General features: G+C 68.6%; 10 protein-coding genes. 3 read left to right on the forward strand and 7 right to left on the reverse strand.

The genetic code is table 11. The annotated features are described in order from the left end of the window. The 7 genes from AAD496_RS00430 to dnaA form a co-directional block, all read right to left on the reverse strand. Nucleotides 1–759 (reverse strand): DUF3566 domain-containing protein (locus AAD496_RS00430; RefSeq protein WP_349826650.1); only part of this gene is annotated, 759 nt, incomplete at its 3' end. Continuing rightward, nucleotides 756–3,329 carry a DNA gyrase subunit A gene (gyrA, locus tag AAD496_RS00435; protein WP_349826658.1) on the reverse strand — a complete coding sequence of 858 codons (2,574 nt, stop codon included), beginning with the start codon at nucleotides 3,327–3,329 and terminating at the stop codon, nucleotides 756–758. The genes gyrA and AAD496_RS00430, both read right to left, overlap by 4 nt. A gap of 146 nt (nucleotides 3,330–3,475) precedes the next feature. After that, nucleotides 3,476–5,497, reverse strand: coding sequence for a DNA topoisomerase (ATP-hydrolyzing) subunit B (gene gyrB, locus AAD496_RS00440; RefSeq protein WP_433913709.1), 2,022 nt, complete (start codon nucleotides 5,495–5,497; stop codon nucleotides 3,476–3,478). A 278-nt stretch (nucleotides 5,498–5,775) separates the two neighbouring features. Next, nucleotides 5,776–6,306 (reverse strand): DciA family protein, encoded by a 531-nt coding sequence (locus AAD496_RS00445; RefSeq protein ID WP_349826651.1) that lies wholly within the window; start codon nucleotides 6,304–6,306, stop codon nucleotides 5,776–5,778. Next, nucleotides 6,303–7,514 (reverse strand): DNA replication/repair protein RecF, encoded by a 1,212-nt coding sequence (gene recF / locus AAD496_RS00450; protein WP_349826652.1) that lies wholly within the window; start codon nucleotides 7,512–7,514, stop codon nucleotides 6,303–6,305. The genes AAD496_RS00445 and recF overlap by 4 nt, the downstream gene beginning before the upstream one ends. Nucleotides 7,515–7,560: 46 nt before the next feature. Beyond that, nucleotides 7,561–8,703: a DNA polymerase III subunit beta gene (gene dnaN / locus AAD496_RS00455; RefSeq protein WP_349826653.1), complete on the reverse strand. Its 1,143-nt coding sequence runs from the start codon at nucleotides 8,701–8,703 to the stop codon at nucleotides 7,561–7,563. Between the two features lie 475 nt (nucleotides 8,704–9,178). Further along, complete coding sequence (dnaA, locus tag AAD496_RS00460) at nucleotides 9,179–10,729, reverse strand: chromosomal replication initiator protein DnaA (RefSeq protein WP_349826654.1); 1,551 nt, start codon at nucleotides 10,727–10,729, stop codon at nucleotides 9,179–9,181. 497 nt (nucleotides 10,730–11,226) lie between these two features. On the opposite strand from dnaA, the gene rpmH reads away from it, so the two are divergent. The 3 genes from rpmH to yidD form a co-directional block, all read left to right on the forward strand. Continuing rightward, nucleotides 11,227–11,364, forward strand: a complete 138-nt coding sequence (rpmH, locus tag AAD496_RS00465; protein WP_349826655.1) for a 50S ribosomal protein L34 — start codon at nucleotides 11,227–11,229, stop codon at nucleotides 11,362–11,364. 2 nt (nucleotides 11,365–11,366) lie between these two features. Then, nucleotides 11,367–11,759, forward strand: coding sequence for a ribonuclease P protein component (gene rnpA / locus AAD496_RS00470; protein ID WP_349826656.1), 393 nt, complete (start codon nucleotides 11,367–11,369; stop codon nucleotides 11,757–11,759). Then, nucleotides 11,746–11,977, forward strand: a 232-nt coding sequence (gene yidD / locus AAD496_RS00475) for a membrane protein insertion efficiency factor YidD (RefSeq protein ID WP_349826657.1), incomplete at its 3' end; no start/stop codon positions are given. The genes rnpA and yidD, both read left to right, overlap by 14 nt.

Raw genomic sequence — 11,977 nt, forward strand, 5'->3', positions numbered from 1 at the left:
GGTCGCGAGCGCGGTCATGAGCACCATGTTCACGATGCCGATGAGCGCCGAGAAGATGAAGACGTTCCGGAAGCTCACGAGACCCAGCAGCTGCTCGGCGGATTCGGGCCCGGCGATCTCACTGATCGTCGTGTGCATGGTGCCGATGACACCGGTCGCCTGGAGCACGAGCCACACGACGATCGAGGCGACGATCGTGATGATCGCGATCGCGAAGGACAGCAGGGCCGCCATCTTCGCCACCGACCACGGCTCGATCGCCGCGGCCTGGAGCTTGACGGTACGCGGACCCGCCGAGGACTTCTTCGAACCCGCCTTCGTCGCCTTCGCCGACGCCGTGGGTGCGGCGGCCGGGGCCGGACCGGAACCGGTGGACGTCGCAGTATCCGTGGCCTTCACGGCCGACTGGACCTTGGTCGCGTCGGCGGAGTCGGCGGTCTTCGACGAGCCCCCACTGATCCGCACGCCACCACTGCTGGCCCGCACGGACGATCCGGAGGTCTTCTTCGCCGCCGAGGCGCCCGCCCCGCCGGCACCGGACCCGGACGTCTTCGTCGCGGTCGGACCGGAACCGACGGCCGGAACCGCCTTCGTCGCGGTGTCCTCGGACTTCTTCGCCGTCGACCCGGCGGAGGATGACGAGGCAGCCTGGGACTTCCCCATGTCGGAGTCCTTCTTCTCGCCGCTCGCGGTCAGGCGTGTCCCACCGGACGACGCCCGGATCACCTTCGGCTCGGGCTTCTTCTCGTTCTCACTCACGCGTCTTCGTCACCTTCGGTCTCGGTCGCCCCTGCAGCCACCTCGGCAACCTGATCGGTGGTCTCGAGGTCGTGGTCGGGATCCTGATCAGGGGTCTCCGGGCCGCGGGTCACGGCAATGATACGGTCCGCCTTCCCCGGCTTGGCAAACACAACACCCATTGTGTTGCGTCCCTTGGCGGGCACCTCGTCGATGCGGGACCGGACGATCTTGCCCTTCTCCATGACGACGAGGACCTCCTCACCGGAGCTCACGATGAGGGCTCCGGCCAGCGCACCGCGCTCGTCCGTCACCTTCGCGACCTTGATGCCGTAGCCGCCCCGACCCTGCACGCGGTATTCCTCGATCGGGGTCCGCTTGGCAAAGCCTGCGGCCGTCACGACGAACACGAAGGTGTCCGGGTGGACGACGTCCATGGCGAGCAGCGCGTCGTCCCCCTTGAACTTCATGCCGGTGACACCGGAGGTCGCCCGGCCCGTCGGACGGATCGTCGCGTCGTCGGCGGCGAACCGGATCGACATGCCGGCCGAGGAGACGAGCAGCAGGTGGTCGTCGGAGTTCACCAGACGGGCGGAGACGAGCTCGTCCGGGCTGCCGTCGGGCATCTCGCGCAGGTTGATCGCGATGACGCCGCCGGTGCGGTTCGAGTCGTACTCGCTCAGCCGGGTCTTCTTCACCAGACCGCTCTTGGTGGCGAGCATGAGGTACTCGACCGCCTCGTAGTCGCGGGTGCTGAGCACCTGGGCGATCTCCTCACCCGGCTGCAGGGCGAGCAGGTTCGCGACGTGCTGGCCCTTCGAGTCCCGCGAGCCCTCGGGCAGGTCGTAGCCCTTGGCGCGGTAGACGCGACCGGTGTTCGTGAAGAACAGGAGCCAGTTGTGCGTCGAGGTGACGAAGAAGTGGTCGACCACGTCGTCTCCCCGCAGCTTGGCCCCGGCCACGCCCTTGCCGCCACGGTGCTGGGCCCGGTACTCCGCGGTCCGGGTGCGCTTGGCGTACCCACCGCGGGTGATCGTGACGACGACCTCCTCCTCGGGGATGAGGTCCTCCATCGACACGTCCCCGTCGAAGCCGGCGAGGATCCGGGTGCGGCGGTCGTCACCGTAGCGCTCGACGATCTCGTCGAGCTCCTCGGAGACGATGGCGCGCTGCCGCTCGGGCTTGGCGATGATGTCCTTGTAGTCGGCGATCCGCTCCTCGATCTCCGCGGCCTCCTCCTCGATCTTGAGGCGCTCGAGGGCCGCGAGCTTGCGCAGCTGCATGTCGAGGATGTGGTTCGCCTGCTCCTCGTCGACGTCCAGCAGCTCCATGAGGCCGGTCCGCGCCTCGTCGGCGTTCGGGGACCGGCGGATGAGGGCGATGACCGCGTCGAGGGCGCCGAGGGCCGCGAGCAGACCGCGCAGGATGTGTGCCCGCTTCTCCGCCTTGGCCAGGCGGAACTTCGTCCGCCGGACGATCACGTCGATCTGGTGCTTGACCCACAGACGCAGGAAGGAGTCGAGCGAGAGCGTGCGCGGCACGTTGTCGACGAGCGCGAGCATGTTCGCCGAGAAGTTCGACTGCAGGTCGGTGTGCTTGTACAGGTTGTTGAGGACGACCTTCGCGACGGCGTCCTTCTTGAGGACGATGACGAGGCGCTGGCCGGTCCGGCCGGAGGACTCGTCACGGAGGTCTGCGATGCCGGCGACCTTGCCGTCCTTCACGTACCCGGCGATCTTCGAGGCCAGCGCATCCGGGTTGACCATGTAGGGCAGTTCGGTGGCGACCAGGCAGGTGCGACCCTGGATCTCCTCGATCTCGACGACCGCCCGCTGGGTGACGGAACCGCGGCCGGTGCGGTACATGTCCTCGATGCCGCGGCGGCCCAGGATCGTGGCGCCTCCGGGGAAGTCAGGGCCCTTGACGATGCCGATGAGGGCGTCGAGGGCCTCCTCTTTCGTCGCGTCCGGGTGCGACAGCAGCCACTGGGCACCGGCGGCGACCTCGCGCAGGTTGTGCGGCGGGATGTTCGTCGCCATGCCGACCGCGATACCGGTCGACCCGTTGACGAGGAGGTTGGGGAACCGCGCCGGCAGGTAGACGGGCTCCATCTCCTTGCCGTCGTAGTTCTCCTGGAAGTCGACGGTGTCCTCTTCGATGTCCCGGACCATCTCCATGGACATCGGGGCCATCTTGCACTCGGTGTACCGGGGTGCGGCCGCACCGTCGTCACCGGCGGACCCGAAGTTCCCCTGCCCGGCCACGAGCGGGTACCGCATGGCCCAGGGCTGGTTGAGGCGCACGAGGGCGTCGTAGATCGCCGTGTCACCGTGCGGGTGGTAGTGACCCATGACGTCACCGACGACGCGGGCGCACTTGTTGAAACCGCGGTCGGGCCGGTAGCCGCCGTCGAACATCGTGTAGAGCACGCGGCGGTGCACCGGCTTGAGGCCGTCCCGGACGTCCGGGAGCGCACGGCCGACGATGACGCTCATCGCGTAGTCCAGGTAGGACTTCTGCATCTCCGCGTTGAGGTCCACCTGCTCGATGCGCTGGGCGATCACGCCACCGACCTCGTCGGGGCTCGTCACCTCGTCGTTCGAGGTCTGGTCGTCGGGGGTCTGGTCGTCTTCAGCCACGTGAGGAGATCTTCCTTCGGGTGTCGGTCCGCACGGTTCGGCACGCGGACGGGAGGACTGGGATCAGGAGGACCGGGAGTACCCGGGTCCCTCGACACTCAGATGTCGAGGAACCGGACGTCCTTGGCGTTCTCCTGGATGAAGCTGCGGCGGGAGTCCACGTCGTCGCCCATGAGGATCGAGAAGATCTCGTCGGCGATGATCGCGTCGTCGAGGGTCACCTGCTTGAGCAGACGGGAGTCCGGATTCATGGTCGTGTCCCACAGCTCCGTGTAGTTCATCTCGCCCAGACCCTTGTAGCGCTGGATGCCGGCGTCCTTGGGCAGCCGCTTGCCGGCGGCCCGGCCCTCGGACAGGAGGACGTCGCGCTCCGAGTCCGAGTACGCGTACTCGTGGGGCTGGTTGGTCCACTTGAGACGGTAGAGCGGCGGAGTCGCCAGGTACACGTAACCGTGCTCGATGAGCGGACGCATGTACCGGAAGATGAGGGTGAGCAGCAGCGTGGCGATGTGCTGGCCGTCCACGTCGGCGTCCGCCATGAGGACGATCTTGTGGTAGCGCAGCTTCGCCTCGTCGAACTCCTCGCCGATACCGGTACCGAAGGCGGTGATGAGCGCCTGGACCTCGTTGTTGCCCAGGGCCCGGTCCAACCGGGCCTTCTCGACGTTGAGGATCTTGCCGCGCAGCGGCAGGATCGCCTGATGGATCGCGTCGCGGCCCTGCACGGCGGAGCCACCGGCGGAGTCACCCTCGACGATGAAGATCTCGGAGAGTGAGGGATCCTTCGACTGGCAGTCCTTGAGCTTGCCGGGCATGCCGGAGCTCTCGAGCAGGCCCTTGCGGCGGGTCGCCTCGCGGGCCTTCCGGGCGGCCATGCGCGCGGTCGCGGCCTGCACGGCCTTGCCGATGATCTCCTTGGCCTGCCGCGGGTTGGACTCCAGCCAGTGACCGAACTCGTCACGCACGATCCGCTGCACGAAGGTCTTCGCCTCGGAGTTGCCGAGCTTGGTCTTCGTCTGCCCCTCGAACTGCGGCTCGCCGAGCTTCACGCTGATGACGGCGGTGAGGCCCTCGCGGACGTCCTCACCGGTGAGGTTCGGGTCCTTCTCCTTGAGCAGCTTGTTCTCGCGCGCATAGGCGTTGAGCAGCGAGGTGAGCGCCGTGCGGAAGCCCTCCTCGTGGGTGCCGCCCTCATGGGTGTTCACCGCGTTCGCGTAGGTGTGCACCGACTCCGTGAACCCGTTGGTCCACTGCATGGCCACCTCGAGGGCGATCATGTGCTCGGTGTCCTCGGCCTCGAAGGCGATGATCTCCTCGTTGACGGCCTCGGCCTTCTTCAGCGAGTTGAGATAGGCGACGTAGTCGAGCAGACCGCGGTCGTACCTGTAGGTGACCGACCACGGGCCGGTCTCCTCGCTCTCCGCCTTCTCGACGTCGGCGTCGAGGGCGTCCGGGTCCACCTCGACGGGACGCTCGTCGGTGAGCGAGATCTGCAGACCCTTGTTGAGGAAGGCCGTCTGCTGGAAGCGGGCCCGCAGGGTCTCCCGGTCGTAGTCGACCGTCTCGAAGATGTCCCCGTCCGGCCAGAAGGTGATGGTGGTACCGGTCCGGTCGGTCTCCTCGCCCTTGACCATCTCGCCGGTGGGCACACCGCGGCGGAAGTCCTGCCGCCACACGTACCCGTCGCGGTGGACCTCGGCGTCGAGGCGCACCGACAGGGCGTTGACAACCGAGGAGCCCACACCGTGCAGACCACCGGAGACGGCGTACCCGCCGCCGCCGAACTTGCCGCCGGCGTGGAGGACGGTGAGCACCACCTGGAGCGTGGGTACGCCCTCGGTGGGGTGCATGGCGACCGGGATGCCACGGCCGTCGTCGGTGACCCGCACCGAGCCGTCGGCCCTCACGGTCACGTCGATGCTGTCGCAGTAGCCGGCCATCGCCTCGTCGACGGAGTTGTCGACGATCTCCCACACGAGGTGGTGCAGACCCCGGGCGGAGGTCGAGCCGATGTACATGCCGGGACGCTTGCGGACGGCCTCCAGGCCCTCGAGGACGGTGATGTCCCCGGCGTCGTATCCGCGTTCCACGTGGTCGCCGACGTGCTCGGTCGCGGCGATCTCCTGGCCGGCGTCTCCGCTCGCTCCGGACGTGTTCTCAGCGCTCAAGCCGGGTCTCCTCGGGATGGGTCGTGATGATCAGGCACCATTCTATCCCGTCGGTCCCGCTCCACGTCCCTCCGCCGCGCTGTGAATGCCCCTGGGACACACGAGAAGCCGGTTTCCCCGGCCCAGCAGCCCCACACACGAGGGCCGACCCGTCCGCCGGGGTGTTCCCGCCGCACAACGGCCGTGAGGAACTCACCGGACCCGGCGTCGACCACCTCGCGTGAGGTCGGTCACCCGTAGGTGTCCCGCGGTCCCCGTCCCTTGACACTCCTGGGGCCCTTCTTCCAGGACTTCTGGATCGGCCCGAGGATCTCGATCTCCTCGACGACCCGCGACCCGAGCTCCCGCTCCAGGCGGTCGAGCAGGTGGACCTTCATGATCCGCAGCTGCGTGGCCCAGGTGGTCGTCACCGCGCGGACGACGAGCACCGGCGGTTCGAACGACTCCGGCGTGCAGTGGGCGGCCACGTCCTCGCCCACGAGCTCGGGCCACCGCCCGATCACCGAACCGACGTCGAGCGAGGTCCGCCAGCCCTGCCGTTCGGTGAGCCCGCCGAGCGTCACCCCGATCGGCTGCGGGTCCCGGGGATCCGGACGTGCCGAGGAGTACGTGGGCTCCGACTTCCCCAGTGCCCCGACGTTGCGCCGCGGCCCGCGGTAGACGGGCACCGCGTCCCCGTCCGTCGGCATCCGCCGGACCCGGTCGAGCGCCTCGAGGAGCGCCACGGGGATCCCGTCGACCTCCGGCAGTGCGGTGCTCACGGGCCGTCCTCCGCTCCCGAGGTGCCCTGGTCCTCGGGGGCGTCCGTGACCTCCGCGGGCTCCTCGGGGGCGTCCTCGAGGGTCGTGAGGTCGACGATGCGACCGGTGAGCTCGGTCGGGACGTCCGCGGCGACGGCCGCCGTGATGAGCACCTGTTCGGCCTCCTCGACCTTCGCGGCGAGCCGCCGGCGGCGGCCGGCGTCGAGCTCGGCGAAGACGTCGTCGAGGACGAGGACCGGCTGGTCGGCCGGGTCGAGCGAGCCCTCGCGCAGCAGGTCCCACCCGGCGAGCTGGAGGGCCAGCGCCAGGGACCAGCTCTCCCCGTGGGAGGCGTACCCCTTGGCGGGGGTGTCGCCGATCGACAGGAGGACGTCGTCGCGCTGCGGACCGACGAGCGTGAGGCCCCGTTCGGTCTCGGGGCGACGGCGGGCCCGCAGCGCCTGCTCGACGAGGTCCCGGGTGTCCGCGAGCGCCGAGTCCGCGAAGGGATCGATCCGGTGGTGGTCGATGCGGGAGGTGTACTCGGCCCGCACGGCACGCCGGGAGGCCCGAGCGTCGGCCGCGATCCCGGCGAAGGACTCCTCGAGGGGATCGCGGAGGTCCGCGAGCAGCCGGCGGCGGCCGACGACGAGCTGGGCGGCCGCCTCGGCGAAGGCGTAGTCCCAGATCTCCAGGGTCGCCTCGAGCCCAGGGGCGGGCTCGGCCCGCAGGCTCTTGAGCAGGGCGTTGCGTTGCCGCAGGGCCCGGTCGAGGTCCGCGAGGACCCCGGCCATGCGCGGGACACGGGTGACGAGCAGGGTGTCGAGCCAGTCCCGGCGGTCCCCGGGGTCGCCCTTGACGAGGGAGAGGTCCTCGGGCGCGAACACGACGCTGGGCAACAGCCCGAGGAGTTCGCGGGTGCGGACGGGCTGCCGGTTGATCCGCGCCCGGTTGGCACCCTTGGCCTTGAGGGTGACCTCGACGGTCACGTGCCGTACCCCGCGCTCGGCGCGAGCGGAGACGAGGGCCTGGTCCCGTCCCGTGCGCACGAGCGGGAGGTCCTGGGACACCCGGTGCGACCGCAGACGGGACAGGTACCCGATGCCCTCGACGAGGTTGGTCTTGCCCCACCCGTTGGGGGCCACGAAGGTCGTGACGCCCGGTTCCAGGGACAGGTCGAGAGACGTGTAGGACCGGAAGTCACGCAGGGCCAGCTGCGAGACCCACATCAGTGCATGTCCTCCTCACCCGTGACGACGACGGGCACCGATGGTCTCAGAACCGGATGATCGGCATGAGCAGGTACCGGTACGTGGGGTCGTACGGGCTGTCGATCTCCTGCTGGCCGGTGATGACGACGGGCTTCTTGGGCTCGGTGAGCGCGAAGCGCACGTAGGGCTCGTCGATCGCGGCGAGACCCTCGGAGATGAAGTGCGGGTTGAAGCCGGTGGTGATGTCCTCGCCATTCAGGGCGATCGGCAGGGACTCGGTGGCCTGGGCGTCGTCGCCGGCACCGGCCCGCAGGGTGAGCGACCCCTCGACGAACTCGAAGCGGATGGGGGTGTTGCGCTCGGCGACGAGCGAGACACGGCGGACCGCCTCACGGAGGGCCGCCGTCTCGACGACCGCGTTGATCGAGAACTCCTTGGGGAACAGCGACCGGACCTTGGGGTAGTCGCCCTCGACGAGCAGGGAGGTCGTCACCCGGCCGTTCGCGGAGAAGGCGAGCATCTCCTTGCCACCGGACTCGGCGAGCGAGATCTGCACGTCACCACCCATGGCGCGGGCGGCGTCGGCGAGGGTCTTGCCCCGGACGAGCGCGGAGGCGGAGATGTCGGGACGCACGGGGTTCCACAGGAACTCCCGGACGGCCAGCCGGTAGCGGTCGGTGGCCAACAGCGTGACGGTGTTGCCCTCGATCTCGACGCGGACGCTCGTGAGGATCGGGACGGTGTCGTCCTTCGAGGTCGCGATGCTCACCTGCCCGACGGAGTGCTGGAAGGTGCTCGCGGAGACGACACCGGTCGCCTCCGGGACGACGGGCAGGGAGGGGTACTCCTCGACCGGCATGGTCATGAGCGAGAACCGCGAGGACCCGCAGGTGAGGTCGACCTTGTTGCCGTCGAGCTCGAGGGTCACCGGTTCCTTGGGCAGGGCCTTGGCGATCTCGGCCAGCAGCTTGCCGGAGACGAGGAAGGTCCCGGGGGTCTCGACCTCGGCGGCGACCTCCGCACGGGCGGAGACCTCGTAGTCGAAGACGGCCAGGCGGACGGTCCCGCCGGCCTCCGCGGTGACGAGGATGCCGGTGAGCACGGGGACGGCCGGACGCGTCGGGAGGCTCTTGGTGGTCCAGGTGACCGCTTCGGCCAGGACGTCTCGTTCGACTCGGAACTTCACGTTCGTGCTTTCGGCGTTCACGGCTCTCCTGATGGGTCGGCAGTCGTCGGTCGCGAGTTCTGCGTGAACTTTATACCGCGCGGCGCGCCTTCTTGAAATGAGTGTCGGCGAGTGCTCAGGACCACGCCGGAGCAGCGGTCGTGACCTGGTGTTCGAATCCCGCACCGGGGCCGTTCGTTCAAACGAACGGCCCGCCCTCGCCCGTGAGGGGCGATGAGCGGCACGGCCTTCTTCCCCTCTGGGTATTCATCGTCGTAGTAGTAGCCCCTGTGGAGCTTGTGGACGAAACCGTGGAGGCCGCGGAATCACTGGGCTCGAGCCGTCTCGTCCACAGTGGACGCCGTGTGGAGGCCCGCACGTGACCCGGTGGAGGCCTGTGGGTGTCCCGGAGGTGAATTCACAGCCCTCCACATCCCCAGTGTGGTGGATTCATTCACCCGTGAACACCCCTGAGGCGGTTTCCCACAGAGTTTTCCACACCCGTGGACAACGGGTTTCAGAGCCGATGCTGTTGTTTGATGCGGTTCGTGAGTTCGGTGACCTGGGTGAAGAGGGCCCGGCGTTCGGCCATCTGGGTTCGAATCTTCTTGTTCGCGTGCATGACGGTCGTGTGGTCGCGGCCGCCGAACTCCTGCCCGATCTTGGGCAGGGACAGGTCGGTGAGCTCCCGGCACAGGTACATGGCGATCTGCCGCGCGGTCGTGAGCGTGCGCGACCGGCTGGAGCCGCGCAGGTCGTCGATCGTGAGATTGAAGTAGGCCGCGGTCTGGCCCATGATGTCCGCCGCGCTGATCTCCGGGGTGTCCTCGTGCGTGATGAAGTCGCGCAGGACCGTCTCGGCCAGGCCGACCTCGATCGGCTGGTTGTTGAGGTTGGCGAAGGCGGTCACGCGGATGAGCGCACCCTCGAGCTCGCGGATGTTCGAGCTCACGCGGGAGGCGATGTACTCCAGCACGTCGTCGGGGATCCGCAGGTTGTCCGCGGCGGCCTTGTTCCGCAGGATCGCGAAGCGGGTCTCGAGGTCCGGCGGCTGCACGTCGGTGAGCAGACCCCATTCGAACCGCGAGCGCAGACGCTCCTCGAAGCCCTTGAGCATCTTCGGCGGCTGGTCGGAGGTGATGACCACCTGCTTGTGCTCGTTGTGCAGGGCGTTGAAGGTGTGGAAGAACTCGTCGACGGTCGCGTCCTTGCCCTGCAGGAACTGGATGTCGTCGATCATGAGGATGTCGACCTCGCGGTACCGCTTCTGGAAGGTGGGCCGCAGGGCGTTCGAGGTCGTCGAACTGCCGATCGAGTTGATGAAGTCGTTGACGAACTCCTCGGAGGACACGTACTTCACCCGGATGTTCGGGTAGAGCTGCGAGGAGTAGTGCCCGATCGCGTGGAGCAGGTGGGTCTTGCCGAGCCCCGAGTCCCCGTAGATGAAGAGCGGGTTGTAGGCCTTGGCCGGCTGTTCGGCCACGGCGAAGGCGGCCGCGTGGGCGAACCGGTTCGAGGCGCCGATGACGAAGGAGTCGAAGGTGTAGCGCGGGTTGAGGCGCTCGATCCCCCGTCCCGTGCTCTGCTGGGCGCCGGCGGGTTCGTCGGTGTCCGCTGCGGGCGCCGAGCCCTCGGCCTCCGCGGGTGTCGGCACCGGGGCGACGACCTCGGCCGGAGCCGCCGGGCCGGGAGTGTGATGGGGCGCTGGCTCGGGTTCCGGTGCGACCGGTGCCTGGGGTGCCGGGGTGGCCCGGGGTCCCTGGTGCTGAGGGTCCTGGACGAGCGGGACCTCGAGATCCGGTTCGACGGCGATCGCGAAGGTGACGTCCTGGCCGAGTGCGGCGGAGAACTCGCGGGACAGCGGTCCGCGCAGGTTCTTCTCGAAGGTGTTGCGGGTGAGCTCGTCCCGGACGGAGATGACGACGAGGTTGCCCCCGACGAGGGCCTTGGGGACCGCGAGTGACAGGAAGCCCTTCTGATGGGCGTTGATCCCGGGATCGTTCTGCAGGTTCGTGAGGACGGTCCGCCAGATCTGCAGCAGCTGTTCCTGCTCGCCGGAATTCGCCAAGGTTCCTCCACATCCGTTCGTCCACCCTGCTGTGGACCACGCCCCGAGTTCGTCCACATGATTGTCCACAGACTGTGGACGGAATGCACATCGACCCCCGGATTCTTCCACATCTGTGGGTGTGGATGTGGAAAACACAGGCATGTGATTTGTGGACCGGCTGTGCACATGCGGGTGTGGACGGCCGGTGGAAAGTCGGTGATCGACTGTGGGCGATCTGCGGGTGCGGATGTGGCGGAGGCCTCTTCCCCTTGGGAACACTGGGCAGGGGCGCCTCGGGCACATTTGACCGGCCGGGTGACGGGACTCTAGGATGGAGTGTCCTGTGTTGCGGGTCCGCGAGTGTGAGCGTTGGCTTCCCCAGGGTCTTGAGGCACAGGTGCACCACCGGTCCGTACGGGCCGGTGTCCTGTTGCCCGGGCCCGTCAGGGTCGAAGCAACGTCACGTGCGCCGGTCTCCCCGGTGCACCCACCGACAATGAAACCGGAGAACCGAAGTGAGCAAGCGTACTTTCCAGCCCAACAACCGTAAGCGCGCCAAGACCCACGGCTTCCGTCTGCGTATGCGCACCCGTGCCGGCCGCGCCATCCTGGCCGCTCGCCGTCGCAAGGGCCGCACCTCGCTGTCCGCCTGATCGTGCTGCCGGGTGACAACCGGATCCGGCGCCCGGAGGACTTCCGGAGCGTCCACCGGTCCGGCCGCAAGGCGGGGTCCCGGTATCTGGTGCTGCACCACCTGCGCTCGAACGAACCCCACGCCCCGCGCGTGGGGTTCGTCGTATCCAAGGCGGTCGGCAACGCCGTGGTCCGCAACCGGGTGAAACGGCGTCTGCGGGACGTCTTCCACCGCCGCCTCGACTCGCTCGAACCGGGGGAGTCCTTCGTCGTGCGGGTGTTGCCCGCCGCGGCAGGGGCCGACCACGCCGAGCTCACCCGCACCATCGATCGGCTGGTGCCCAAGGTCCGGGCCCTTCCGGACCGCCCGACCGGCGCCCGCCGCGCGGAGAGGCCCGCCCGTGCGCGTCGGTGAGGACTCGCCGTCCTCCCTCCCGCCGGCCCCGACCGGACGGGGTGCCCGTGTCCTGTGGGCCCTGCGGCTCGCTCCGCGGATGCCCTTCGTCTGGTTCATGCGGGCCTACCGGCGGATCGTCTCGCCCCTGTACGGCGAGGTGTGCCGGTACTACCCCAGTTGCTCGAAGTACGCACTCGACGCCTTCGAGGTCACCGGGGCGGTGGGGGGGGGGGGGG

The sequence above is a fragment of the Brevibacterium litoralis genome, from assembly GCF_040212315.1.
Taxonomy (GTDB): Bacteria; Actinomycetota; Actinomycetes; order Actinomycetales; family Brevibacteriaceae; genus Brevibacterium; species Brevibacterium litoralis.